The sequence below is a fragment of the Streptomyces sp. MJM8645 genome, from assembly GCF_001625365.1.
Classification (GTDB): domain Bacteria; phylum Actinomycetota; class Actinomycetes; order Streptomycetales; family Streptomycetaceae; genus Kitasatospora.
Map to the genome: position 1 here is coordinate 7,239,020 of NZ_LJJF01000001.1, position 25,396 is coordinate 7,264,415.

At 74.8% G+C, this 25,396-nt stretch carries 22 protein-coding genes; 13 read left to right on the forward strand and 9 right to left on the reverse strand.

Features of this window, described 5'->3' with window-relative positions; translation table 11 throughout:
- Nucleotides 1–68: 68 nt before the first annotated feature.
- Nucleotides 69–1,670 carry an ABC-F family ATP-binding cassette domain-containing protein gene (locus A6F73_RS30540; RefSeq protein ID WP_063350720.1) on the reverse strand — a complete coding sequence of 534 codons (1,602 nt, stop codon included), beginning with the start codon at nucleotides 1,668–1,670 and terminating at the stop codon, nucleotides 69–71.
- 317 nt (nucleotides 1,671–1,987) lie between these two features.
- Here A6F73_RS30540 and A6F73_RS30545 point away from each other — a divergent pair, with 317 nt between their 5' ends.
- Nucleotides 1,988–2,887 (forward strand): alpha-L-glutamate ligase, encoded by a 900-nt coding sequence (locus A6F73_RS30545; protein ID WP_244293560.1) that lies wholly within the window; start codon nucleotides 1,988–1,990, stop codon nucleotides 2,885–2,887.
- A 91-nt stretch (nucleotides 2,888–2,978) separates the two neighbouring features.
- Here A6F73_RS30545 and A6F73_RS30550 read toward each other — a convergent pair whose 3' ends face one another.
- Complete coding sequence (locus tag A6F73_RS30550; RefSeq protein ID WP_063350722.1) at nucleotides 2,979–4,316, reverse strand: FAD-dependent oxidoreductase; 1,338 nt, start codon at nucleotides 4,314–4,316, stop codon at nucleotides 2,979–2,981.
- A gap of 458 nt (nucleotides 4,317–4,774) precedes the next feature.
- Here A6F73_RS30550 and A6F73_RS30555 point away from each other — a divergent pair, with 458 nt between their 5' ends.
- The 3 genes from A6F73_RS30555 (at nucleotide 4,775) to A6F73_RS30565 (ending at nucleotide 9,224) form a co-directional block, all read left to right on the forward strand.
- Nucleotides 4,775–5,944 carry a magnesium and cobalt transport protein CorA gene (locus tag A6F73_RS30555; protein WP_063350723.1) on the forward strand — a complete coding sequence of 390 codons (1,170 nt, stop codon included), beginning with the start codon at nucleotides 4,775–4,777 and terminating at the stop codon, nucleotides 5,942–5,944.
- A 490-nt stretch (nucleotides 5,945–6,434) separates the two neighbouring features.
- Nucleotides 6,435–7,256 (forward strand): SDR family NAD(P)-dependent oxidoreductase, encoded by an 822-nt coding sequence (locus A6F73_RS30560; RefSeq protein WP_063350724.1) that lies wholly within the window; start codon nucleotides 6,435–6,437, stop codon nucleotides 7,254–7,256.
- A 384-nt stretch (nucleotides 7,257–7,640) separates the two neighbouring features.
- Nucleotides 7,641–9,224 (forward strand): hypothetical protein, encoded by a 1,584-nt coding sequence (locus A6F73_RS30565; protein WP_063350725.1) that lies wholly within the window; start codon nucleotides 7,641–7,643, stop codon nucleotides 9,222–9,224.
- 142 nt (nucleotides 9,225–9,366) lie between these two features.
- Here the strand turns inward: A6F73_RS30565 and A6F73_RS30570 are convergent, their stop codons facing one another.
- Entirely contained in the window at nucleotides 9,367–9,723 is a 357-nt protein-coding gene (locus A6F73_RS30570) for a hypothetical protein (protein WP_063350726.1), read from the reverse strand.
- Between the two features lie 95 nt (nucleotides 9,724–9,818).
- Between A6F73_RS30570 and A6F73_RS30575 the strand changes: the two genes are divergently transcribed.
- The 4 genes from A6F73_RS30575 to A6F73_RS30590 all read left to right on the forward strand — a co-directional run bounded on the left by A6F73_RS30575 (nucleotide 9,819) and on the right by A6F73_RS30590 (nucleotide 12,775).
- Nucleotides 9,819–10,415, forward strand: coding sequence for a helix-turn-helix transcriptional regulator (locus tag A6F73_RS30575; protein WP_063350727.1), 597 nt, complete (start codon nucleotides 9,819–9,821; stop codon nucleotides 10,413–10,415).
- Nucleotides 10,416–10,483: 68 nt separating this feature from the next.
- Nucleotides 10,484–11,485, forward strand: a complete 1,002-nt coding sequence (gene lepB, locus A6F73_RS30580) for a signal peptidase I (protein ID WP_079136155.1) — start codon at nucleotides 10,484–10,486, stop codon at nucleotides 11,483–11,485.
- 138 nt (nucleotides 11,486–11,623) lie between these two features.
- Entirely contained in the window at nucleotides 11,624–11,872 is a 249-nt protein-coding gene (locus tag A6F73_RS41725) for a hypothetical protein (protein WP_159398582.1), read from the forward strand.
- Nucleotides 11,873–12,115: 243 nt separating this feature from the next.
- A complete protein-coding gene (locus A6F73_RS30590; protein WP_063350729.1) occupies nucleotides 12,116–12,775 on the forward strand; it encodes a zinc ribbon domain-containing protein in 660 nt (219 codons plus the stop codon).
- Nucleotides 12,776–12,882: 107 nt separating this feature from the next.
- Here A6F73_RS30590 and A6F73_RS42275 read toward each other — a convergent pair whose 3' ends face one another.
- Nucleotides 12,883–14,397, reverse strand: a complete 1,515-nt coding sequence (locus A6F73_RS42275; RefSeq protein WP_063350730.1) for an LCP family protein — start codon at nucleotides 14,395–14,397, stop codon at nucleotides 12,883–12,885.
- Between the two features lie 462 nt (nucleotides 14,398–14,859).
- Here A6F73_RS42275 and A6F73_RS42280 point away from each other — a divergent pair, with 462 nt between their 5' ends.
- From A6F73_RS42280 to A6F73_RS30620, 5 genes are all read left to right on the forward strand, one after another.
- Nucleotides 14,860–15,237, forward strand: a complete 378-nt coding sequence (locus A6F73_RS42280; RefSeq protein WP_063350731.1) for a hypothetical protein — start codon at nucleotides 14,860–14,862, stop codon at nucleotides 15,235–15,237.
- A 100-nt stretch (nucleotides 15,238–15,337) separates the two neighbouring features.
- Nucleotides 15,338–16,636: an aminotransferase class I/II-fold pyridoxal phosphate-dependent enzyme gene (locus tag A6F73_RS30605; protein WP_079136156.1), complete on the forward strand. Its 1,299-nt coding sequence runs from the start codon at nucleotides 15,338–15,340 to the stop codon at nucleotides 16,634–16,636.
- 127 nt (nucleotides 16,637–16,763) lie between these two features.
- Entirely contained in the window at nucleotides 16,764–17,615 is an 852-nt protein-coding gene (locus A6F73_RS30610) for an SDR family NAD(P)-dependent oxidoreductase (protein WP_063350732.1), read from the forward strand.
- Nucleotides 17,616–17,873: 258 nt separating this feature from the next.
- A complete protein-coding gene (locus tag A6F73_RS30615; RefSeq protein WP_063350733.1) occupies nucleotides 17,874–19,082 on the forward strand; it encodes an ROK family transcriptional regulator in 1,209 nt (402 codons plus the stop codon).
- 340 nt (nucleotides 19,083–19,422) lie between these two features.
- Nucleotides 19,423–19,944, forward strand: coding sequence for a hypothetical protein (locus A6F73_RS30620; RefSeq protein WP_063350734.1), 522 nt, complete (start codon nucleotides 19,423–19,425; stop codon nucleotides 19,942–19,944).
- 31 nt (nucleotides 19,945–19,975) lie between these two features.
- On the opposite strand, the gene A6F73_RS30625 is transcribed toward A6F73_RS30620, so the two are convergent.
- From A6F73_RS30625 to A6F73_RS30645, 5 genes are all read right to left on the reverse strand, one after another.
- Nucleotides 19,976–20,677, reverse strand: coding sequence for a transcriptional regulator (locus tag A6F73_RS30625; RefSeq protein ID WP_244293561.1), 702 nt, complete (start codon nucleotides 20,675–20,677; stop codon nucleotides 19,976–19,978).
- Nucleotides 20,678–20,819: 142 nt separating this feature from the next.
- Nucleotides 20,820–21,221 (reverse strand): hypothetical protein, encoded by a 402-nt coding sequence (locus tag A6F73_RS30630; protein WP_063350735.1) that lies wholly within the window; start codon nucleotides 21,219–21,221, stop codon nucleotides 20,820–20,822.
- Between the two features lie 205 nt (nucleotides 21,222–21,426).
- Nucleotides 21,427–22,326: a 2-dehydropantoate 2-reductase gene (locus A6F73_RS30635; protein WP_063350736.1), complete on the reverse strand. Its 900-nt coding sequence runs from the start codon at nucleotides 22,324–22,326 to the stop codon at nucleotides 21,427–21,429.
- 132 nt (nucleotides 22,327–22,458) lie between these two features.
- Nucleotides 22,459–22,998, reverse strand: a complete 540-nt coding sequence (locus tag A6F73_RS30640; RefSeq protein WP_063350737.1) for a hypothetical protein — start codon at nucleotides 22,996–22,998, stop codon at nucleotides 22,459–22,461.
- Nucleotides 22,999–23,177: 179 nt separating this feature from the next.
- The gene (locus A6F73_RS30645) at nucleotides 23,178–25,331 is read right to left on the reverse strand and encodes a serine/threonine-protein kinase (protein WP_063350738.1); all 2,154 of its coding nucleotides are present in this window, start codon (nucleotides 25,329–25,331) and stop codon (nucleotides 23,178–23,180) included.
- Nucleotides 25,332–25,396 lie beyond the last annotated feature (65 nt).

Below are 25,396 nucleotides of genomic sequence, written 5' to 3' on the forward strand. Positions count from 1 at the left end.
GGGAGGGTGGCGGGGCGCGGCCGGGCTGGCAGGTGGCGCCGTCACGCGGCGGCGTCAGGCGGCGCCGCTCACGCCAGGGCGACCAGTTCCAGGTAGGAGTCGTGCCACAGGTCCTCGTCGCCGTCCGGGAGGAGCAGGACGCGGTCGGGCCGCAGGGCCTCGATGGCACCCAGGTCGTGGGTGACCATCACGATCGCGCCCGGGTAGGTGCCGACCGCCGCCAGCACCTCCGCCCGGGAGGCCGGGTCGAGGTTGTTGGTGGGCTCGTCGAGCAGCAGGACGTTGGCGCCGGAGTGGACCAGGCCGGCCAGCGCCAGCCGGGTCTTCTCACCGCCCGAGAGGACCCCGGCCGACTTGTCGGCGTCGTCGCCGCGGAACAGGAACGCGCCGAGGACGTGCCGCAGTTCGCCGTCGCTCAGGTGCGGCGCGGCCTGGGCGAGGTTGTCGCGGACGCTGCGCGCCGGGTCGAGGGTGTCGTGCTCCTGCGCGAAGTAGCCGAGCCGCAGGCCCGGGCCGGGCACCACCCGGCCGGTGTCGGCGCTTTCGTGGCCGGCCAGGATGCGCAGCAGGGTGGTCTTGCCGGCACCGTTCAGGCCGAGCACGACCATCCGGCTGCCCCGGTCGACGGCCAGGTCGAGGCCGGTGAGCACCGGGCGGCCGGCGTAGGCCTTGGCGAGGCTGATCGCGCCGAGCGGCATCCGGCCGCAGGGGGCGGGTTCGGGCAGCCGGATCCGGGCCGTCCGTTCGGCCTGCCGGGCGGGTTCGAGGTCGGCGAGCATCCGGTCGGCGCGGCGGGCCATGCTGCGGGCGCTGGTGGCGGTGGCGACGTTGGCCCGCATCCGGTCGGCCTGGGCGTGCAGGGCGGCGGCCTTGCGTTCGGCGTTGGCCCGTTCCCGGGTGCGGCGGCGTTCGTCGGCGGCGCGCTGGTCGAGGTAGGCCCGCCAGCCGGTGTTGTGGACGTCGATCGTGGCGTGCTGCGGGTCGAGGTGGAAGACCCGGTTGACGGTGTCGGCGAGCAGGCCGAGGTCGTGGCTGATCAGGACCAGCCCGCCCTGGTGGGCCGCGAGGAAGCCGCGCAGCCAGGCGACGGAGTCGGCGTCGAGGTGGTTGGTGGGTTCGTCGAGTAGTAGGGTGCCGTGGTCGGCGAAGAGGATCCGGGCCAGCTCGACCCGGCGGCGCTGGCCGCCGGAGAGGGTGCCGACCGGGGTGTCCATGACCCGGGCGGGCAGTCCGAGGCCGGCCGCGACCCGGGCGGCCTCGGCCTCGGCCGCGTAGCCGCCCCGGGACTGGAACTCGGCCTCGGCGCGGGTGTAGGCGTCCATCGCCCGGCGCTGGTCGTGCGGTCCGTCGGCCTGCGCCATCGCCTCTTCGGCGGCGCGCAGCGCGTGGACGGCGGTGGCCAGGCCGCGGGCGGACAGGATGCGGTCGGTGACGGTGGCGGACGGGTCGGCGGCGCGGGAGTCCTGCGGGAGGTAGCCGACGGGGCCGGTGCGGGTGACCGTCCCGGCGGCGGGCGGCAGTTGTCCGGCGAGGGTGGCGAGCAGGGTGGTCTTGCCTGCGCCGTTGCGGCCGACCAGGCCGATCCGGTCGCCGGGGGCGATGTGGACGGTGATGTCGGACAGCAGGAGGCGGGCGCCGACGCGCAGGTCGACACCACGGGTGGTGATCACGGGATAACGCTCCGAAACAGCGAACGGACACACGGGTGGTGTGGAGGCGGGTCCGTCGGCTAGGAAATTCGGGGCGTAGACATGCGGCCCAGGGTAGCGGGGCGGGTGGAGCGTCCGCATCCGAATTGCCGGCGGGAGCGCACCGCGTCCGCGCGGGTGTCGGTGGGCAACGCGCTCTGGCCCCAACCGGCCGAAAGAGCGCACCGCGTCCGCGCGGGTTTCGGCCAGTGGGGCGGGTGTTGGCTCGTGGGGCCCCCTTGCCGGGGCGCGGGCCCCGCGCTTCCATGACCCGCATGGGTCGACGTGAGCTCGTTCTCTTGACTGATCACAGTTCGACCGAAGGAAGCCGCGACGTCCTCGCCGCCGCCGCCCGGGCCCTCACCGGCCGGGCGCCCGTGCTGCTCGACGCCCGGCACTTCATGACCGGCGGGGGCGGCCGGATCCGCCCCGAGGACGGGGGCGGGCTGCGCCTGGAGGCGGACGGCCGCAGCGTGGCGGCCGACGCCGTCGTGGTCTACGAGATCCCGCCGCACCGGCGGCGCGACTTCGCGCCCTTCCAGCGGCTGCTGGGCGCACACGGCGCCCGCTCGCTCGGCACCGATGTGCAGGCCTGGCGGGCGGCCACCGAGAAGGACCTCACGGTGGCCCGCTTCACCCGCGACGGCGTCGCGCACATGCCGACCGTCTCGCTGTCCCGGCCGAGCCCGCGGGCCGCCGCCGAGGCCTTCGACCGGCTCGGCGGCGACGTCTGGGCCCGGCCCTGCGTCGGGATGGGCGGCGACGACGTCTTCCACGTCACCACTCACGCCCAACTCGCCTCCGCCGCACGGCACTACGAGCACGACGGGGCGGACTGGCTGATCGCCCGGGACGCCCGCAACTTCACCCCGGACGGCCGCCGCCACCAGTACCGGGTGGTGGTGCTCGACGGCCGGGTGGTCCGGGTCGTCGAACACGTGCAGGCGGATCCGGACGCCCCCTGCAACGAGAGCCGCGGCGCCGTCTCCGCCCCGCTCGCCGCCGCCGAACTTCCCCGGGGCCTCGCGGACCTGGCGATCCGCGCGGTCGCCTGCCTCGGCCTGCCGCTGGCCGGTGTCGACCTCGCCGCCGAGAGCGGCGGCGTGGTCTTCGAGGTCAACGTCCACCCGGCGTTCGGCCGCGGCGCCCTGGAGCAGGTCGCCGTGCCGTACGTGGCCGCGCACCTGGAGCCCGTCTGACGGTTCCGGCCGGGTGCGCGGCGGCCGGGCGCGCCCCGGGCCGGCAGCTGGCGAAGGAGGCCGGTCGGCGGCCGGGCACGTCCCTGGCCGGTCAGCTCCGCAGGATGGCGGCGAGGAGCGACGGGCGGAACAGCAGCGTCGGCGGGGCGACCAGCGACATCACCTCGTGGAAGGCGGCGGTGACCGCCGGGTTGTGGGCGGCGCCGGCCAGCACCTTGTCGAGGAAGCGGTGCTGGAGCGCGAGCAGGGCGCCGGAGGGTCCGCCGGTGGTGGCGGCGAAGCGGACGTCCTCGGTGCAGGACATCACCCACGGGTTCTTGGAGACGGCCGCGATCGCGCGCCGGGCGTCCCGGGCCGTGGCGTGGCCGATGCCGCCGTGGCGCAGGGCGGTGCGGCGCAGCTCCCGGGCGCAGAACAGGGCGACGGTGACGCCCTGCCCGTACACCGGGTTGAAGGTGCTGGCGGCGTCGCCGACCACCACCAGGCCGTCCGGGGCGCTGCGTTCGTAGTGCCGCCGGATGCCGGGGCCGGGGACGAAGCCGCGCACCTCGCCGGCCGGCTCGGCCTGCTGGAGCGCCTCGCGGATGCTCGGGTCGCGCAGCCGGGCCAGTTGCTTGGTGAACCCGGCTTCGCCGGGCTCGGGTTCGGCGCCGCGCATGCCGGCGACGCTGACGATCCAGCGGTCGCCCTCGACCGGCAGCAGCACGCCCAGGTGGGGCGCGTCCGGGGCCTTGGTCTGCACGTAGATCGCCTTGTAGCCGATGTCGACGCCGGCCGGGCGGTGGAACAGCCGGGAGGAGTACGCGACGCCCGCGTCCACCCGCTCCTCGGGCACCGGCGGGTGGCCCAGCTCCGCCAGCCAGTCCGGCACCGAGGTCGTGCGGCCGGCCGCGTCCACCACCAACTCGGCAGGTATCTCCCGGACTTCGCTGCGTTCGGGCCCGCGGTCGCGGACCTTGACGCCGGTCACCGTGCGGGCCGACCCGAGCAGGCCGACCACGTCGGCGCCCTCCAGGAACTCGATCGTGGGCTCGGCGCGGACCCGGTCCAGCACCGCCTTGTCCAGCACCGGCCGGGTGCAGGAGAGGAAGGCGAGCTGCGCCGGGTACTGCGCCATCCACCCCGCCGAGCTGAGCCACTTCAGATCGCCCGAGACGGCGACCCTCGTCGCGCCCGCCTCCGTGAGCTCCTGGTTGATGCCGGGCATCATCTCCTCCAGCGCCCGGTGCCCGGCCTCCAGCACCAGGTGCGCGTGCCAGCCCTGCGGCACCCCGGCCCGGAACGTGGGCTCCGCCGGGTAGCGGTCCCGCTCCACCACCACGATCCGTTCGGCGAACCCGCGCAGGGCCCAGGCCGCCACCGTGCCGGCCAGCCCGCCGCCGATCACCACCGCCGTGCCCCGCCCGGGGGCCGTTTCCGAAGAAGTCATGACACGTAGCGTAGTCGGGCAGTGGCGGCCCCGTAATCGCATCGGCGGGATGAACGGGCAGGACACGGGCGGCCGTTGGTGCCCGAACGCGCCGGGCGCACGACCGGTCCGGAACACTGTCGCGCGGCGCCCCCGGGGGCGGGCGGTGGGAGGCACCCGGGAGCGGGTACTACACTCGGCGGGAGTTGTGCAGGCCCCCCTTCCGGTGCGCGGGCGCGCGGAGCCGAGGAGGTGAGAGCCGTGGAGTGCAGTAGTCCGGGTCGAAGTCGGCCCCGCCCCCGGTTGTCCCGCACCATTCGCGGCACCCGGCGTTCCTCCTCCCGTACGGCTCCCGCGCGGCGCTGACCTCGTCCTCGACGGGGTGCCGCCGGTCGCGCCGTGCGCGTGGTGGCCGGCCGGGCGCCTCCGGCCCGCCGTCCCCGGACGGCGACCGGGCACCCACCGTGGAGGTACCCGCCATGTCCGACTGGCGTGTGCGCGCCGTGCGCGCGAGCAAGCGTCCGTTCTCCCGCCCCGCCGGGGGCTCCGGACCCGCCGACGCGCAGCCGGCGCCGGAGCACTCGATGGATCCGCGGCCCGACCAGCCCGTCGAGCCGGTCACCCTGGAGCGTTCCGTGGTGGACGCGGCGGTCTACCGGGACGGGCGGCGGATCGACACACCGGCGAACCTCGCCGACATCTACCGCGAACTGCCCGACCGGCCCGGCGCGATGGCCTGGATCGGCCTGTACCGCCCCGCCGAGGCGCAGCTGCTGGAGGCGGCGGACCGGTTCAACCTGCACGAACTGGCCGTCGAGGATGCCATCGTCGCCCACCAGCGGCCGAAGCTGGAGCGCTACGGCGACACGCTGTTCGTGGTGCTGCGCGCCGCGCGCTACCTGGACGAGGCGGAGGAGGTCGACTTCGGCGAGATCCACCTCTTCGTGGGCCCCGACTTCGTGCTCACCGTCCGCCATTCGCAGGCACCGGACCTGTCCGCGGTGCGCCGCCGCCTGGAGACGGACCCGGACCTGCTCGCGCTCGGCCCGGAGGCGGTGCTGTACGCGGTGCTGGACGCCGTGGTGGACGGGTACGCGCCGGTGATCGCCGGGCTCCAGCACGACATCGACGAGATCGAGACGGAGGTGTTCGGCGGCGACCCGCAGGTCTCCCGGCGCATCTACGAGCTGTCCCGCGAGGTGATCGAGCTCCAGCGGGCCACCCGGCCGCTGCTGGAGATCATGAAGAGCCTGGAGGCGGGCTTCGGCAAGTACGGCACCGACGACGAGCTGCAGCGCTACCTGCGCGACGTCGCCGACCACGCCACCTACGCCGCCGAGCGGGTGGACGGCTTCCGGCAGATGCTGCAGAACATCCTGACCGTGAACGCGACGCTGGTCTCGCAGCGGCAGAACGAGGAGATGAAGCAGCTCGCCGAGGCCGGGCACGTGCAGAACGACGAGATCAAGAAGATCTCCTCCTGGGCGGCGATCCTCTTCGCGCCGACGCTGATCGGCACCGTGTACGGGATGAACTTCGAGATCATGCCGGAGCTCAAGTGGGCGTTCGGCTACCCGTTCGCGGTCGGGCTGATGGCGCTGGTCTGCACCGGGTTGTACGTGGTCTTCAAGCGCCGCAACTGGCTCTGACGGCGGGGCGCGGCGGGGCGCGGCGCGGCTGGTGCGGGGCGCGGCGCGGTCCGGCTCGGGCGCGGTGCTCGCGACCGGCTCCGCCGTGCCGCCGAAATCCGGCGCGGCCCCGCGAAGGCAGCGCTGACCGGCTGCCGCAACCGGCGCCGACCGTACGGCCGTTCGCCCGGCGTCAGGGATTCGTCAGGGCGGCGGCGCGGCGCTTGCCCCGGTCCGCGCCCGCCGGTTGGATGAGGAGCATGAACCGCCCGGCACGCCACCACGACCGCCCGCCGCATCCGCGGCCGCCGGTCCGCGTCGCCGCGGCCGCCATCGCCGTGCGCTGATCCGCGCCTCCCCGCCGGAGGGCACGGCACGTGCCGCGCCCCGCCCCGTCGCCCGATCGGCGCGGGGTGCGGGCGGGCGCGCGAGTTCCGCATCTCATCAGGTCTTTTGAGCCCGCACCCCGGCCCGGACAGGGCCGGCGGTGCCCCGCACCCTGGGAACGGTCATGTCCGAATCCGTCCTGTCCGCTCGTACCGCCCTCGTCACCGGCGCCTCCTCCGGCATCGGCTGGGAGACCGCCCGGCTGCTCGCCGGGCTGGGTGCCACCGTGCTGGTGCACGCCCGGACCACCCCGGAGGCCGAGGCGGCCGTCGCCAGGCTGGTCGACGCCGGCGCCCGCCGGGACCAACTCGTCGAGCTGGCCGCCGACTTCACCCGCCTCTCGGAGGTCGCGGTGCTGGCCGGCACGGTCGTCAAGCACTACCCGGCGCTGGACCGGCTGGTCAACAACGCCGCCGCGCTGGCGCCCGAGCGCTGCACGCTGACCGACGACGGCAACGAGGTCTCGCTGCAGGTCAACTTCCTGGCCGCGCACCTGCTGGCCAGGCTGCTGCGGGCGCCGCTCTCGGCGTCCGGCGACGCCCGGATCGTCAACGTCTCGTCCTCGCTGCACCGGACGGCGTCGATGAACTGGTCGGACCCGCACCGGGTGAAGAGGTACTCACGGGTGGCCGCGTACGCGCAGTCGCAGCTCGCGCTCACCATGGCGACCGCCGACATGGCCCCGGCCGGCTCCGGCATCACCGCCGTCAGCCTCAACCCGGGCCTGTGCGACACGGCGCTGCTGCCGCTGTACGGGCGGGCCGGCGCGCCGGCGGCGGAGGGTGCGGCGGCCGTCGTCCGGCTCTGCCTGCCGGACGTCGCGGTCGCCAACGGCGCCTACTACGACGGCGGTTCGGTGGCGCCGGTGGCGCAGGCCGCCCAGGAGGAGCGCTCGCTGAAGCGCCTGGTCAAGCTGGCGGACCAGTTGGTCGGCCAGGCCGCTTGAAGCCCTTTCCCGGAATCGGAGAGCACACGATGTCCAAGCGCGCCCGCAAGAAGAGGGCCCGGCGGAAGAGCACGGCGAACCGCGGCCGCCGGGCCGGGCAGGGCTGACCCGCCCACCACCGCAGGCCACCACCGATCACCACCACCCATCACCACCACCCATCACCACTCACCACCGCCGCGAACCGGCGGGCACCGCCGGGCGCCGGGGACGGTCGCTAAGGATGCGTCAAGAACGGCGCCCGGCGGCGTCAAGGAGCCGTCAGGGGGCGGCTTCCCGCAGGTGGCGCGGCACTAGCGTCGCCCGGCGGAGAGAAACGGTTCTGCTCCGGTTTCAGCAGGAAACCCCGGCGGACCGTGCAACGGGGGAGAGGAACGTGCGGCCATGACCACCTCGGCAGCGGGCACGACGGCCACCACGGGGGAGACGGCCCCGGGGACGGAACCCGATCCGGCGGGTGAACCGGCCCCAGCCCCAGCCCCGGCCACGGCCCCAGCCCCGGCCACGGCCGCCCCGACCCCCCGCCCGAGCCCCCTGGCCCGGCTCCGGCACGGCGCGCGGACGGTCGGCGGCCGCGCCTACTGGACCACCCCGCGCCTGGTCCGCGGCCTCACCGCGCTCAGCCTGGCCGCCCTGATCGGCCTCGGCGCGGCCGCCACCACCGTCCTCGGCGGGGCCCGCGACGGCACCGACACCATCGGCCACCGGGCCGCCCCGCAGGCCACCCGCGCCGCCGACCTCTACTTCGCGCTCAGCGACATGGACGCCCAGGCCGCCAACCTGCTGCTGGTCGGCGCCGACCCCGACTACACGACGCTGCGCAAGCAGACCCTCGACACCTACGAGCAGCGCCGCGCGCAGGCCGACGGCGACCTCCAACAGGCCGCCCAGGCCGCGGCCGCCGACCCGGCCGGCCAGCGCGCCGTCCAGCAGGTGCTCGGCCGGCTCGGCAGCTACGAGGCCCTGGTGGCCCGCGCCCAGCTGCTGGAGGAGCAGGCCAAGGCCCCGGCCGGCCAGCCCTCGCCCGCCGCCCTGGACGCCTACCGCCAGGCCACCGACCTGCTGCGCCAGCAACTGCTGCCCGCCGCCGACCAGGTCACCGCCGCCAACGAGGCCACCGTCGAGCAGGTCTACACCGAGCGCCGCGACGCCCTCGGCAGCGGCTGGTGGTGGCTGCTCGCGGTCGGCCTGCTCGCGCTCGCCGCGCTGCTCGGGCTCCAGCGCGTCCTGGCGGTGCGCTACCACCGCGTCGTCAACCCGGCGCTGGCCGCAGTCACGCTGCTCACCGCCGTCGTGCTGGCGATCGGCCTGCACCTGGTCAGCCGCGCCGACGACCACCTGGTGACCGCCAAGAGCAACGCCTACGACTCGGTGATCGCGCTCAGCCGCGCCCGTGCCGTCGCCTTCGACCTGAACGCCGACGAGAGCCGCTACCTCACCGACCCGTCCCGCGCGGCCGCCTACGAGCAGAGCTTCCTCGACAAGACCCAGGCGATCGCCCGCCTGGACGGCGCCACCCTCGCCGACTACAACGCCCAGCTGGCGGCCGCCGCGGCCCGGCACCGCGCCGACCACACGGCCGTCCCCTTCGGCGGCTACCTCGGCACCGAACTGCACAACATCACCTTCCCCGGCGAGCAGGACGCCGCCGAGCGGGTGCTCGCCGCCTTCCAGCAGTACCAGCAGGACGACCGGAAGATCCGCGCGCTGCGCGACGAGGGCCGGCTCAAGGAGGCGGTGACGCTCAACACCGGCCTCTCCCAGGGGCAGTCCAACTACGACTTCGACCAGCTGAGCACGGCCATCGGGGACACCATCGCGGTCAACGCCAAGGCGATGGACTCGGCGGTCGCCGCGACCGACGGCGACCTCGACGCCGGCACGGCGGCCCTGGCCGCGGGCGCGCTGGCGGCGGCGCTCGCGCTCACCGCGCTGGGCGTCCGACCGCGCCTGCGCGAGTACCGGTAGCCGCCGGCGCCGACCCGCGGTGGGGCCCGGTGGCGGTATGCGTCGCCACCGGGCCCCGCCCCCGGCAGCCGGTTACGCCGCGGACGGGCGTCGGCGAAACCCCCGGCGGGCTCCGGTGCGCCCGGGCTCCGGCGCCCCGGCCTCAGTCGGCGGCGAGCCGGTCGTACTCGGCGTCCGGGTCCAGCTGGCGCCGGTACTCGGCGTGCAGCCGGACGTCGCCGTCCGGGCCGGCCAGGCGGGCGAGCGGGCCCCGGGCGCCCGGGAGCGGCCGGGCGCACGGCCACTGCTGGGCGAGTACGGCGAGCGGCGCGCCGTCGCCGGTGTGCAGGATCCAGCTGGCGCGGCCGCCGCCGATCAGGGGCAGGTACGGCCGGGGGAGTCCGAGGGCGGCGAGCGCCTGCGGCAGGTCGAGGTCGTCGGGGAGGGTGAGCGCCGCGGGGTGCGGGGCGCCGGCGTCGTCGCCGGCCGCGACGCTGTCCCGGGTGAGGTGGATGCGCATGGCCGGACAGCATAGGGCGCGCGGACGGGCCCGCGCGCCCGTGCACCGGTGTGCCGGTTTGACAAACGCCCTTGCCGTCCCGGCGAATGGCAGGCATGGCCGACGAAGACTTCGAGAACGTCCTCACCACGGTGGGCCCCCGGCTGCGAGCCCTGCGACGCGAGCGCGGCACCACCCTCGCCAAACTGGCCGCCGCCACCGGGATCTCGCTCAGCACGCTGTCCCGGCTGGAGTCCGGGCAGCGCAAGCCGACCCTGGAACTGCTGCTGCCGCTGGCCCGGGAGTACCGGGTGCCGCTGGACGAACTGGTCGGCGCCCCGGCCACCGGAGACCCCCGGGTCCATCCCCGCCCGGTGACCAGGAACGGCCAGACCATCATCCCGCTCACCCGCCACCTCGGCGGTCTGCACGCCTTCAAGCAGATCATGCCGCCCGGCCGGGGCACCGAGCCCGAGCTGGAGCTGAAGGTGCACGAGGGCCACGAGTGGCTGTACGTGCTGTCCGGCCGGCTGCGGCTGGTGCTCGGTTCGCACGACCTGGTGCTGACGGCCGGTGAGGCCGCCGAGTTCGACACCCGGACCCCGCACGCCTTCGGCAACGCCGGGCCGCAGCCGGTGGAGTTCCTCAGTCTGTTCGGTCCTCAGGGTGAGCGGATCCATGTCAGGGCGCGCCCGGGAACCTCCGTTCGGTAGGTTCGTTCCCTGACAGCGGGGGTTTTCCGTTCCGGTCTCCCGCCAGGCCGTCGGGAGGGGCCGAGAAGATGAGTGTCCAGCAGAGTACGGAGTCCGGCGAGAGCGGTGGAACCGGGGAGCGCGGCGCGGTGGGTGCGCCCGAAGTCCCGGGCGCGGCGGGGGCCTTCGAGGCCTCCGGTGGCGGCGCCGGCCGGGCCGGCGGTGGTTCCGGCGGCGACGGGAGCGGCGGCAGCGGTCCGACCGGTGGGGCCGACGGCGCCGGCGGCGCGGAGCCGGACGCCAAGAGCGGGCGGAAGAAGCGCCCGTTCTGGCAGGAGCTTCCGATTCTGCTGGTGATCGCCCTGCTGCTCTCGCTCGGCATCAAGACCTTCTTCGTCCAGGCCTTCTCGATCCCCTCGGGTTCGATGGAGCAGACCCTGGCGATCGGCGACCGGGTGCTGGTCGACAAGTTGACGCCGTGGTTCGGCGCCGAGCCCGAGCGCGGCGAGGTGGTGGTCTTCCGTGATCCGGGCGGCTGGCTGGAGAGCGCGCCGACGCACGCGGACGGCTCGGTGATGAGCTCGGTCCAGAAGGTGCTGAGCACCGTCGGCCTGATGCCCTCGGCGGACGAGAAGGACCTGATCAAGCGGGTGATCGCGGTCGGCGGGGACACCGTCGAGTGCAAGGCGGGCAGCCCGCTGAAGGTGAACGGCGTCGCGCTGGACGAGCCGTACCTGTTCCCCGGTTCGGCGCCCTGCGACCAGGACCCGGTGGGCACCGTCACCGTCCCCAAGGGCAAGCTCTGGGTGATGGGCGACCACCGCAACAACTCGCGGGACTCGCGCCCGCACCACAACGAGACCGGTGACGGCTTCGTGCCGGTGGGGAACGTGATCGGCCGGGCCTTCGTCGTCGCGTGGCCGCTCACGGACTGGTCCACCCTGCCCGTCCCGGACACCTTCGGCAAGGTGCCGGCAGGCGCGGCCGCGCCGGTGGAGGCGCCGTCGGCGCCGGACGCGCTCGGGCTGGCCGCCGTCGTGCCGTTCGCCCTGTGGCGCCGCCGCCGTGGCGCGCGCCGGGGTCGCCGCTGAGCCGGGTGAGGGCTTCGGCGGAACTCCTCCCGCGATTCTCTACACGCCTGTAGAGTTTCCGGGGTGAGCTGCACGCCTGGTCGCGTGGCCGCCCGACCGGGGAGGCCGCGCGTCGGGGCCGGGTCGGGAGGCGGAACCGTGGTGGAGAGTCGGCGCAGTCCTGTGGCCGTCGGGGAGCCGGCGGACCCGGACGTCCAGTGGGTGTACCAGCCGGTCGAGGTGGACCTCGGCGGCGGCACCTGGGCGTCCGGGCGGATCAGCGGCTGGTGGCAGGACTCGGCCGGGCAGCGGTGGTGCCGGTTGCGGGTGAGCCGCAGTGGCCGGCCGGCCGGCTGGGAGCGGTTCGACCCGGCGCGGGTCCTGCTGCTGCCGGTCGCCGGGCTCTGAGGAGGCGTCGGCCGGTTCCGATCGGAACCGGTACCAGCCTGATCGGAACCGGTCCGGTGGGTTCGGACGTCCCTCGGTGCGGCGATCACGAGGCGTTGTCCATAGAGGCGTTGTCCATAAGAGATTCACAAAATATGACGGCATGTGCGATTCTGTGCAGCGCCCCCGTGACCCGCCCCATCCGTGCCGGCACCTTGGGGGGCCCGGGGCCGCCGACATGCCACTTCATCGACCGGGGACGACGTGAGTTCCGAGATCTACTTCAGCAGCAACTACCGCGACCTGTGCGAGCAGCACGGCACCGGCGCGGGCTTCCAGTTCGAGTTCTCCTGCTACCGCTGCTCCGACACCTGGCGCTCGTCGTTCGAGGCGTTCACCACCGGCCAGGTGGCGGGCTGGATCGGCAAGGGCGTCAGCGCCGCCTGGAACCTCATCGGCGGCAACGCCAACACCATCAGCAACGCCGCCGACGGCCTGGCCGGCCACACCTGGGGCAACGCGCGCGACGCCGCCTTCCAGCGCGCGATCACCAACGCCCAGGTGCACTTCAACCGCTGCGCCCGCTGCACCCACTACGTCTGCGGCCGCTGCTTCGACCCGGGCCAGGGCCTGTGCCACACCTGCGCCCCGGACACCGCGGCCGAGGCGATGGCGGCGCAGCGGCGCGGCCTCAACGACATGGTGTCCGACCGCTCCTACCAGCAGGGCCAGCAGTCCGGCGCCGAGTTCGACGTGCGGACGCCGCGCCAGCTCGTCTGCCCGCAGTGCTCGGCGGAGACGCACGGCACGCCGTTCTGCCCGGGCTGCGGACACCGGCTCGCCCAGCCGACCCAGTGCGGCCAGTGCCACCAGGACATCCCGGAGGGCGCGGCGTTCTGCCCGGGCTGCGGCACCAGGCGCTGACCCCGCAGACCCCGCGCACACTGCGCACCCCACGCACCTCGCGACGGCGGGGCGCCTGCGGATCAGGATCCGCAGGCGCCCCGCCGTCGTCGTACGTCCCGTCCGGGTCAGCCGTACGACACGTTGGCGCACGGGTCGTCGTCGGCCGACCGGGCGGCGTTGGCGACGCTGCTGGGCACCGGGGCCGGAGCAGCCGGGGCCCCGCCGGGCGACGTGGAGGCGGCCGGGTCGGCGGCGCCGGCCGGATTGGCGGCGGCGAAGTCGTGGCCGAGCACCACGCTGACGCCCTTGCCGCCGGCCTGGACGGTGGCGCCCGGGAACAGCTTCGCGACCGCGTCGGCCGCGGCGCGCTCGCCCGCGCCGTACTCGACGACCGTGGTGGCGCGCGGCTTGCCGGTCGCGTTGCCGACGCTGGTCACGGTGTAGCCGGCACCCTTGACGGCCTCCGCGGCCTTGCCGCCGAGCCCGGTCGCGCCGGTGCCGTTGAGCACGGCGACCTTCACGTCGGCGGGCTTGGCCTCGCCGCTCTTGGCGTCCGGGACGGGGGTGGTGGCGGTGGGGCTGGGGGTGGCCTCGGCGGCGGGGGTGCCCGGCGCGGCGGAGTCCGCGGCGGTGGCGCTCGCGTCCTGGCCGTCCAGGGTGCGGTCGGCCTTGAGCGCGGCCCAGAGCTGGTCCGAGTCGGGGTGGAGCAGGGCGACCCGCGGGCCCTCGTAGCGCCACGGCGCCGTCACGAACTTGACGTCGTGCAGGTTGACGTCCTTGAGCGACATGGCGAAGGAGAGCAGCTTGGCCGCCGAGCCGAGGTCGGGGTCGACGGTGAGCGACTTGGTCGCGGCGTCGGCGAGCGGCAGCAGGGTGGTCGGGTCCATGCCGCGGGACTTGACCTCCTTGATGAGCGAGGAGAGGAAGGCCTGCTGACGCTTGGTGCGGCCGATGTCGGAGCCGTCGCCGATGCCGTGCCGCACCCGGACGAAGTCGAGCGCGGACTGGCCCTCCACCTTCTGTTTGCCCTTGGGGAAGACCAGCTTGCCCTTCTTGCCCAGGTTCGGGTTGAGATCGCCCTCGTGGATGTCGTTCGGCAGACAGACCTCGACGCCGCCGACCGCCTTGGTCATCGAGGCGAAGCCGTTGAAGTCCACCACGATGGTGTGGTCGACCCGCAGGTTGGTGAGCTTCTCGACGGCGTTCTGGGTGCAGGCCGGGTTGCCCTGGTCGGTGTCGCCCACCGAGAAGGCGCTGTTGAACATCACATTGGTCTGTTCCTTGGTCCACTTGCCGTTCGGGAGCTTGCACGCCGGGATGGTGACCAGGGAGTCGCGGGGGATGGAGATGCCGACGGCGTGCTTGTGGTCGGCGTAGACGTGCAGCAGGATCGCGGTGTCCGAGCGGGCGCCGCCGTCCCCGCCGCCGCCGAGGTCGCTGTTGCCGTTGCCGCGGCTGTCCGAGCCGATCAGCAGGACGTTGACCGGGCTGCGGCCCTGGGCGTCCGGCGCCGCGGCGGCCGGGCGGTCCTTGCTGAGGGCGTCGCCGTCGAAGGTGGTGAGGTTGCTGTTCAGGCGGTAGTAGACGGCGCAGCCGCCGAGGACCAGGAGGGCGGTGCAGCCGGCCGTCGCCCAGAGCACCTTCTCCTTGGTGCTGCGCTTGGCCTTGGGCTTCGCCCGGCTTGTACGGCTGGCCTGACCGGCCCGGCCTGCCTGATCCGGCCGGCCGGCCTGGCCGCCGTCCGCCGGGCGGCCCTGCGCGGTGCGCTCCTCGGCTGTGCGGCCGTCGGGTATGTCGCCGTCGGGTATGCGGCCCTCCGGCGAGCCGCCGGCTGCCCGGCGCGGCGATTTTCCGGCTCCGGGGGAACCCCTGCGACCAGACACGTCGTCATCCTCCACAGTTGCCACGAAACCCCCGTCGGACCGGCGGGCGTGCGTGGCCGGGGCCGGAGCCGATTCGGGCAGGCCCGTCGCTAAACTTTTACACCGCTGTAGAAACTCAGTGGAGCATACTAGGCGCAGATGAGAAAACCACCTGGTCAGACCAGCGGATCCGGTCGGCCAGGCTCCTCTGTGCTGCTCAGAACCCGTACGAGGAGCACGATGACTCACCGGATCGCACGTTCGATAGCCGGCGCCCTGGTGGCACTGCTGGCCGCCGTCGGCCTCACCGCCGCGGCGTCGAGCGCGACGGCGACGGCCGCACCCCGGCCCGTCGCGGCCGCCGCCACCACCGTTTCCGTCACCGGCTCCGGCCCGGCCGCCCCGGCGGCGGGCCCGGCCGTCTCCGTCAGCACCCGGAGCGGTCAGACCGCGCCGGCCGCCCACCTCGCGGCCAAGGACGAGAAGAAGAAGTCGGGCTTCTTCGCCAAGCTCGGCAAGTTCCTGATCGTCGTGGTCATCCTGATCATCCTGTTCTTCGTGCTGCTGATCGTCGGCATCGTCTACGCCGCGAAGCGGATCTTCGGCCGCCGCAAGTGAGCCGCGGTGGCCCGCCCCGGCGCCGCTGCGGCACCGGGGCGGGCCACCCGGGCGCGATTGGCCCTGGGCGCGGCATGCGACCGGCCCGACGATGGGCGGCATGAGCGACTACCTCGGCCACCAGACCCCCGACGGCCACCAGGCCTCTGGCGGACAGCAGACCCCCGACGGACAGCAGGCCCCCGAGGGCCAACGGACCCCCGACGGACACCGGACCCCCGGCGCGCTGCGCCCCGAGAGCCGGATCGTCCACCCGCCCCTCGCGGACACCGCCGGCAGCCGTCCGATGGGCGTGCCGCTGCACCAGAGCCACCTCTTCGCCTTCGACACCAGCGACGCGCTCACCCAGGCCTTCAGCGGCCCGGGCGGGGCCTTCTTCTACAACCGCTACGGCAATCCGACCGTCCGCTCGCTGGAGACGGCGGTGGCCGACCTCGAAGGCGGCGCCGGCGCGATCGCCACCGCCTCCGGCATGGGCGCGATCAACACCGTCCTGCTCGCCCTGCTGCGCTCCGGCGACCACGTGATCGCCCAGCGAAGCCTGTACGGCGGCACCTTCGCCGTGCTCGCCGACCTCGCCGAGCGCTGGGGGGTGGAGGTCACCCACGTCGGGGGCGACGACCCGGCCGAGGTCGAGGCGGCGCTGCGGCCCACCACCCGGCTGCTGCACCTGGAGACCATCTCCAACCCCACCACCAGGGTCACCGACCTGCCCGGGCTGATCGGCGTCGCCAAGCGGGCCGGGGTGGTCAGCGTGGTGGACAACACCTTCGCGACGCCGCTGCTCTGCCGGCCGATCGAGTACGGCGCGGACGTCGTCATCCACTCGGCCACCAAGTACCTCGGCGGCCACTCGGACGTCCTGGCCGGCGTCGCCGTTCTCGCGGACGCCGAACTGCACCGCAAGGTCTGGCACTACGCCGTCGAACTCGGCGCCGCCGCCGACCCGTTCGCCGCCTGGCTGACCCTGCGCGGCCTCCAGACCCTCGCCCTGCGGGTCCGCCGGCACTGCGAGACCGCGCTCGACCTGGCCGGCCGCCTCGCCGCCCACCCCGCGGTCGGCGCCGTCCACTACCCGGGCCTGCCCGGGCACCCCGACCACGACCTCGCCCGCCGGCTCCTGCCCGACGGCCACGGCGGCGTCCTGGCCTTCGACCTCGTCGGCGGCCGCGAGGCGGCCCGCACCTTCACCGAGTCCGTCCGCCTGGCCGCCCTCGCCCCCTCCCTCGGCGGCGTGCACACCCTCGTGCTCCACCCGGCCAGCACCTCCCACCGCCAGCTCGACGACGCCGAGTTGGCCGCCGCCGGGATCGGCCCGGGGACGGTGCGGGTGTCGGTGGGCATCGAGCACCCCGAGGACCTGTGGGCGGACATGGAGGGCGCCCTGGCGAAGGTGTGACGGCAGCCCGCCCGGCGCCGACGGGCTGCCGATCGCGTTTGCGTGCGCGTGCACCTAAATATAGAGTGCGTGCACACGCACACACTCTGCCCCGGAGAAGTCCGGGGAGACCCGAGGAGAGACCTCCATGGACACCGACGCCGCCCCGATCGTCCTCATCACCGGCACCTCCTCCGGGATCGGCCTCGCCACCGCCGTGGCCGCCGCCCGCGCCGGGTACGGCGTCGTCGCCACCATGCGCGACACCGGACGGGCCGAAGCCCTGCGGCGCGCCGCCGCCGAGGCGGGCGTCGACGGGCGGATCGAGGTCGAGCAGCTGGACGTCACCGACCCGGCCTCCGTCACCGCCTGCCTGGAGACCGTCCTCGCCCGGCACGGCCGGCTCGACGCGGTGGTCAACAACGCGGGCGCCGGCCACGTCGGCACGATCGAGCAGGACGGGACGGCGCCGGTGCGGGCCGCCATGGAGGTGAACTTCTTCGGCGTGGTCGAGGTCACCCGGGCCGCACTGCCGCACCTGCGGGCCTCCGGCGGCCGGGTGGTCACCGTGACCAGCGTCGGCGGCGTGGTCGGACAGCCCTTCAACGAGGCGTACTGCGCCGCCAAGTTCGCCGTCGAGGGCTTCATGGAGTCGCTGGCGCCGGTCGCCGCCACCGTCGGCGTGCACGTCACCGTCGTCGAACCGGGCGCCGTCGCCAGCGAGTTCATCGGCAACCAGGCCATCGACCTGCCCGCGCTGACCGCCGCGGCCGGCCCGTACGCCCCCGCCCTGCGGGCCTACGTCGACCGCACGCTGAAGGCCTTCGCCCAGGCCCAGACCCCGGAGCAGGCGGCCGCCCCGATCGTCGCGGCCCTCACCGCCGAGCGGCCGCCGCTGCGGGTGCAGACCTCCGAGGCGGCCCGGGCCTTCGCCGGCACCAAGCTGGCCGACCTGGACGGCTCGGTGGTGCGGCGGATGACGGGCGGCTGGGTGGCCTGAGGGATCCGACCCGGGGTCTGACGCGGCTGACAGGTCCGACGGGCTTGACGGGCCCGATGGTCCCGCTCGGGGCGGCTCGGGGCTGCTCAGGGCGGTACGGGGCTGCTCGGGACGGTACAGGGCCGGCGGCCGGGGTGGGAACGGAATGATCGCCGGTCATACTTGGGCGGCGGCGCCCGACACCGGACGCCGCGGGCCGTGCCGGCACCGCCCGGCGCAGCCCGCCCGCCAGCCGTCCCGCCCAGACCGGAGGAACCGATGAGCAGCCACCTGCCGACCCACCGCCCGGCGGCCGGGGCCCCGGCAGTGCCGTGGAACCGGCAGCGGCTGCGCAGCAACAACGAGTGGCTGCTGCTCGAACTGCTGCGCACCGGCGGCGGCTCCTCGCGCGCCCAACTCGCCCGGGACACCGGCCTGTCCAAGCCCACCGTCTCCGCCGCCCTGGCCGCCCTGGAGCAGGCCGGGCTGGTCCGCGAGGCCGGCCGGCTGGCCCCCGAGCGCGGCCGCACCGCGGTGCTGTACGAGGTCGACCCGGCCGCCGGGCACGTGCTCGGCGTGGACATCGGGCGGGCCAGGCTGCGGGTCGCCGTCGCGGACCTCGCCGGGACGGTCGTCGCCCGCCGCGACGTGGCCAACCGGGGCCGCTCGGCGAACGCCGTCGCCGACGCCGTGGTCGCCGCCGCCCACGAGGCCATCGCCGAGGCGGGCCTGGCCGCCGACGACATCGTGCACGCGGTGATCGGCACCCCGGGCGTGTGGGACGAGCAGCGGCGCGGCGTGCGCTACGCCACCAGCCTGCCCGGCTGGGGCCGGCCCGGCCTGTTCGACCGGATCGGGGAGGGCCTGGGGGTGGCCGTCACCGTGGCCAACGACGCCAACCTGGCCGCGCTCGGCGAGTACACCCTCGGTGCCGGCCGGGGCAGTCGGATGTTCGCCTACCTGCTGGTCGGCACCGGCCTGGGCGTCGGCGTGGTCAAGGACGGCGAACTGCTGCTCGGCGCGCACGGCGCGCTGGGCGAGATCGGCCTGGTGCCGCTGCCCGCCCGCGCCGGTGAGCCTCCGGCGACCATCGAGCAGGAGGCCGCCGCGGACGCCGTGGTGCGCACCGCCCAGGACCTCGGGCTGGGCGGCGCGCCCACGGCCAAGCAGGTATTCGAACGGGCCCGGGCCGGCGACCCGGCGGCGGTCCGGGCCGTCGACCGTGAAGCCGGCCAACTCGCCTACGCCGTCGCCGTGTTGTCCGCCGTACTGGATCCGGACCTGGTGGTCCTCGGCGGCGGCATCGGCAACAGCGCGGACCTGCTCCTGGAGCCGCTGGAGCAGGCCCTGCACCGGATCGCCCCGATGCGTCCGACGCTTGCGCCGAGCCTGCTGGGGGAGGAGGCGGTCCTCCTCGGCGCGGTCGCCACCGCCCTGGAGACCGCGCGCCCGGAGGTGTTCGAGCGCCGGACGGCGGGGCTGCCCTAACGGCGGCCTGTGGCTCGGCCGACGGCTCGACCAGCCGCTCGGCCGCTCAGCCGGTGGCCAGGGTGAGGCCGTAGACGCTCAGGATCGGGTAGACGGGCTGGAAGCAGGGCCGGCAATGCCAGGAACACGCCGGATTTCCCTGCGCTCCGGCGCTATACGCCTGTTGGGGCGGTAAGCGGCTCGGCGGTTCGGCGCAGCGTGACGGCGGACCGGAGGGCGGCGACGCTCGGTGGCCGGCAGATCTCGATCTGCCAACGAGTGGGAGATCCGTGCACAGATCGTGTGCGGGCTCTGCTTGAATCGCACACCTCATCCAAACGGAACGGAGCGTTCTCCACCCATGCCTTCACGCATACGCGGGCGTCGGCGCGCCGGCCTGGCCGGCTTCGCCGGACTCGTCCTCACCGTCGGTCTGGCGCTGACCGGTTGCGACCCGTCGGCCGCCGACGGCGGAGCCAAGGCCTCGCCCCCGGTGACCGCCCCGGCGGCCGCCACCACCCAGTCGACCCCGCCGGCCGCACCGCCCGCCGTGCCCCCGGCCAGCACGCCGCCGCCCGCGTCCGACCCCGCGCCGAGCACACCGGCCGCCCCCGCGCCGGCGGCCCCCAGCACCCACGCGCCGTCGCCCACCCCGAAGGCGCCGCAGCCGAAGACCACCACGGCCCAGCCGCCGACCGCCCCGGAGCCGCAGCACACCGCGGCGGCCGGCGGCGCGGAGTGCGAGCTCCGCTCGAACGCGGGGAACTGCTATGCGGCCGGGCAGTTCTGCCGCAACGCCGATCTCGGCAAGAGCACCCATGACGCCAACGGGGGGATGATCTACTGCCGGATGGTCAGCGGCAAGCCGCACTGGCAGGCCTGAGCGAGGCCGACCGGGTGCGGGGGGCGAGCCGTCAGTTCCCGTGCCCGGTCGGCCCGTTCCCGCGGCCCGGGGGATCCTGGTCGAGCTGTCCGAGGGTGTCCCAGAACAGGTGCTCGTACGCCTGGAGCAGTCGGCCGTACTCGCGGGCCGCGGCCAGGGTCGGCTCGTCCAGCGGGTCCGGCCCGAGGGCGTCGGCGGCCTGCTGTTCGAGCGCGGTGGCGGGCTGGGCGAAGAAGTCGAAGAACGCGCAGGCCTGGTCGGGGAAGCCGTAGCGGTCGCGCAGGGCCTGCGCGATGGTGGAGCAGTAGCCGCCCCAGGCAGCGAAGTTGGTGACCAGGGCGACGGCTGCGGCGGTGGGCCCGCCGTTCAGCGCGAGCCAGGCGAGGTAGGCCGGGTAGGCCTGGCAGCCGGGCAGCGGTGGCCGGGCGGCGAGTTCGTCCGGGCCGAGGCCGCAGGCGGCGGCGAGGCCGGGCAGGGTGCGCAGCGCGGCGCTTTCGCCCTCGGCGAGGGTGGCGAACCAGGCGCTCACCGGACGGTCGGCGCTGCGGGTGGCGAGCAGCAGCAGGCTGCGCCGGTCGGAGGCGATGATCCGGTGCTGCTGGGCGGCGAGTTCGGCCAGGGTCGAGCGGGGCGCTGTGCCGTCGGCGAGCGCCGTGACGAGTGCCGGGGCGGCGTCGCCGGGCGCCAACTCGGCGCGCAGGTCGCGGATCTGGTCGAGGATCGGGTGGTTCACCGGTGCCTCCGTGGTGCGGTTCGGTCCCGGTGCCATTCCTACCGCCTGGCGGGGCCCGGTCGGCGGCGACAGGCCGGGGCGGGCCCGGGTTGCTCCCGGCCCCGCGGGTGCGGGGCCGGGAGCGGGCGGTGCGGTAGGTGGCTCAGGACCCGGCGCAGGCGCTGGTCACGTCGCCGGCGGCGTCGGTGATCGCCCCGATGTCGGGCATCTTGCCCTTGGAGACGTTGTCCTGGGCGCTGGAGACGGCCTTGTTCAGCTTGTCGGTGGCCTTGTCGAGCTTGTCCCCGCTGTTGTGGTCGCGGAGCTTCTTGATGTCGTCGCCGACCTTCTTCAGGGCGTCGGCGGTGTGCTTGCGGCGCTCCTGGTCGGTGAGTTGGCCGACGTTGATGGCCGATGAGGCGAGGTCCTGGATGTCGCCGGTGATGCTGACGGCCTGTTTGCCGCAGTCGAGTGCCTGGTCGACGTCCTTGCATGCGCTGAGTAGTGGAGCGGTGGCGAGCAGCGCGAGTGCGGCGGCGGCCAGTCGGTACGGTTTCCTTGTCATGTCTGTATCCCTCCCGCCGGCAACAACGCCTGATCGCCCACTCGTGGTTCCGCCCGATCGGGTGAATCATGGGTGAACCTTTACTGTCGGCCAGGAACGGGAGTTGATGGAACATCAGATTCCGGGCTCGAATTCGCCGAATTCACCGATGTCACCGACTTCACGTCAGGGGCCCTGCCCCATGACGTGAAGTCGGCTGCGGGTACTACCGGTTGGCCGGTTCGGACAGGTCGCGCACCAGTCCGGCGAGGGTCGGGGTGTCGACCCCGTGCGCGGCGGCGGCCCGCAGGACGGCGCCGCCGATGGCGTCCAGTTCGATCGGACGGCCGGCCTCCACGTCGCGCTGCATCGAGGACTTCATCGACCCGGGCACCCGGTCGAAGGCGGTGAGCAGTGCCTGTGCGTCCGCCGGGGCGCCCGCCGCGCCGGAGACGGCCGCGATCTCGTCGAGGACGGTGAGCAGTTCGGACCGGTGCTCGGTGCGCACGACGCCGACCTCGCTGCGGTGGCGGGTGGTGAGCAGCGCGAACGGGGCGAGGAAGGAGAGCTTGCTCCAGAGCATCGCGGTCTCGTCCTCGCGCAGCGTGACATCGAGGCCGGCGCGCCGCAGCCGATCGGCCAAGTCCGCTACCGGTCCGGCCAGTTCGAGCACCGCGAAGGGGCTGGTGTGCTCGATCCGCCCGGGCGCGGTCCGAGTGGCCTCGACCCGGATCGTGCCGGCCGCGACCTGCCCGGCCGGGTAGCGCTCGCGCAGCGCCGCGACGTGGTCGATTCCGTTGAGCAGCGGTACCACGACGGCGGAGCCGAGGGCCTGCGGCGGCATCCGGTCGAGCGCGTCGGCCAGCGCCGTCGCCTTGACGGTCACGAACGCGGCGTCGACCGGCTCGCGCAGTTCGGTGGAGGCCTCGACCCGGGCGGTGAAATCGCCGAACTGCCCACTGCGGACGTGCAGTCCGTCCCGGTTGAGGACGGCGGCGGTCTCCTCGCCGGCCAGGCAGATCACCCGGTGCCCGGCGCGCGCGAGCAGGCCGCCGATCAGGCCGCCGACGCCGCCAGGTCCGAGGACGGCGATGGTCGAGGGAGTGGTCGCGGGGGTGGTGGTCATGTCGACTCCTGGTGAGGGGGTGAGGGGTGGTGGGTTTCCGAGGAACGGCCCGACGAACCGGCCCCGAGGAACCGGCCCCGAGGAACCGGCCCCGAGGAACCGGCCGGTGGGTGCCACGGCCCGGCGGCCCGGTCATGGCGCCGCCTCGTCCGGGGCGGCGGGGGCCGCGGAGGAGAGGGAGACGAGGCCGAAGGTGAACGGCGGTTCGTGGCGCGGCTTCCGCCCGCCGGCCGGGGTCCAGCGCACGGGGTTGTTTCGGCTGAGGCGCAGCGTGTCGTACCGGACGTTGCCGTGGACGGGGTCGGGGACGGGCAGGCCTTCGGCGCGCAGCGCCTCGACCACCTCGTGGGCCGGCCAGCCGAAGACGTCGATGCCGTGGAGGCCGACCGGGCAGGCGGCCGCACCCTCCACCGGCTCCACCGGGCAGCGCGACAGGAAGACGGCCCGGAGGTGCTCGCCCGGGCCCGAGCAGAGGGTGACGCCGACCCCGGGCAGGGTGAAGTGCAGCGCCCAGTTGGAGCCGCAGACGAAGGTGGGGTGCACACCGCCCGGGAGCGCCTCGCGGTGCGGGGCCAGCAGGCGGCGGACCGTCGCCTCGGTGAGGCCGAAGCGCAGTTCGGGCAGCGGCGCGGGCAGGCGGACGCCGTGGCCGGGCAGCAGGTCGATGGTCACCCGTTCATGATCCCTCGTCGGATGGGCGGCGCGGGGCCCGGGGCGGGTGAGGCTCGGCTCGCGGGCGTACCGCGGCGGTGGCCCGAGCCGCGTCCTGCCGTCGGGCGTCGCGGCCGGTGAGCGGCGGCACCGACTCGCCGGGCGGGAGGCCGGCGGGCCCACCGCCCACCGTTGCCGGGTCAGCCGGCCGTCAGGCCGTTCAGCGCGTCGGTGACCTGACGGGCGAGGGCGGGCGGCAGCGCGGCGTAGCCCGACTGCGTCGCGGCCGGCTGGCCGGCGGCGCTCACCGCGTGGGAGAGCAGGCCTGTCAGTGCCCGGGTCGGGTGGTTGTCGCGGTTGTCCGGTGCGTCGGTGCCGCAGAACACCGCGTAGCCGACCTGGACGAGCGGGTACGCGCCGGAGCCGGGGTTCGCGTAGTCGACGTCGACTGTCAGGTCGGTGCCCGTGCCGGTGACCTTGGCGCCGACCAGGGCAGCGGTGGCGGCCTCGGTGGTGGCGGCCACCGGGCCGGAGCCGGCGGACAGTTTGGCGGTCCGCAACCCGCCGGCGTCCTTGAGCGGGAGGAAGGCGATCGCGCCGGACTTGCCGGCCACCGTCGAGTGGACGGCGCCGAGGTCGCCGACCGTCAGACCGCCCATCGCCTGAGCGGGCCAGGAGTGGGCGACCGTCGGGTACGGCCAGGCGGCGGGCGCGGCCTTGGCGAGGTAGCGGGTGAAGCCGAGCGTGATCGGCGACACGCCCGACGGGTGGACCGCGGTGATGGCCGTGTCGGGCAGCACCCGGCCGGGGTTGAGCGTGGCGATCGCAGGGTCCCGCCAGCTGGTGATCTGGCTGTTGAAGATCCGGGCCACCGTCGGGGCGTCCAGCACCAGCGAGTCGAGCCCGGGGACGTTGTAGACGACCGCGATCGGCAGGGCGGCGAGCGGGAGTTGGGCGGGCCGGGCGGCCGTGCACCGCTTGCCGAGGCCGGCGGCCTCGTCGCCGAGGGGTGCGTCGTCGAGGGTGACGGCGTCGACCTGGCCGGCGACGAACTGTTGGCCGGCGGTGCCGCTCACGTCGGTGGCGGTCACGTTCGCGGTGGGGCACGCCTGGTGGTAGTCGGCCGTCCAACGGCTCATGACGGTCTCCAACGGGCCGTCTCCGCCCACGACAGCGCGGGCCGAGGGGCAGTCGGGCGGGCCGGACTGGCCTGAGTGGCCTGACTGGCCGGGAGTGGACGGCGCCGAGGCGGCCGGGGGCAGGGCACCGGCACCGCCGTTGTCCTTCTCCTTCTGCCGCAGCAGGACGGCCGTGCCGCCGGCCGCGGCCAACGCGACGGCGACCGCGACGACGAGCGCGGCCGTCCGGCGGCGTGGCCGGGGGACGGCGGGGCCGGTCGGTGCCGGTATGACGGGGGGCCCGGCGGGCGGGGGGAAGGCGGGCGCGAGGGGTGCCGAGCGGACGTCCGGCTCGGGCGGAACGGGCGGAACGGGCGGCACGGCGGGCCGCTCCCACACGGTCGCGGGCCGGGTGTCGGGCGCGGCCGGGGGAGGCTCCACGCCCGCGACGGACCACGTCAGCAACGTCTCCAGGGTAGGCCGTCGGGTCGGCTCCTTGGCGAGGCAGGCCGCGACCATCAGGAGCAGCTCCGCCGCCAGCCCGGCGAGGTCCGGCTCCTCGTAGACGACCCGGAAGCCCACCGCGTGCGAGGAGTCCGCGCCGAACGGACCGCGCCCGGTGCCCGCGAAGGCCAGTACCGAACCGAGCGCGAACACGTCGGTGGCCGGGCTGGTGTCGCCGTGCCGGAACTGCTCCGGCGCCATGAACGGCGGTGTGCCGACGGCGACTCCGGTGCTGGTGAGCTGGGTGCCGTCCAGGGCGCGGGCGATGCCGAAGTCGATCACGCGGGGGCCGTCCTCGGCAAGCAGGACGTTGCCGGGCTTGAGGTCCCGGTGCACCAGCCCGGCGCGATGGATGTCCCGCAGCGCCTCCGCGAGGCCCGTCGCCAGCCGCCGTACCTCCGGCGGGCTCAACGGGCCCTGCCGGGCGATCCGTTCGGCCAGCGAAGGGCCCGGGACGTACAGGGTGGCCAGCCAGGGCGACGGGGCGTCGGGGTCCGCGTCGACGACGGGCGCGGTGAACGCCCCGCTCACCCGGCGGGCGGCCTCGACCTCGTGCCGGAACCGGGCCCGGAACTCTTCGTCCCCGGCGAGCTCGGGGCGGATCACCTTGAGTGCCACCTGCCGCCCGGACAGTGACCGCGCGCGGTACACGACGCCCATGCCGCCCGCACCGATCCGGCCCTCCAGCCGGTACCCGCCGATCTCGCGCGGATCGTTCTCCAGCAAGGTCACGTGACCCCCGTCCTCAGACATCCGTCCCCCGTCCCCCGGTCAAACGGGAGCCAGCCTAGTACCGC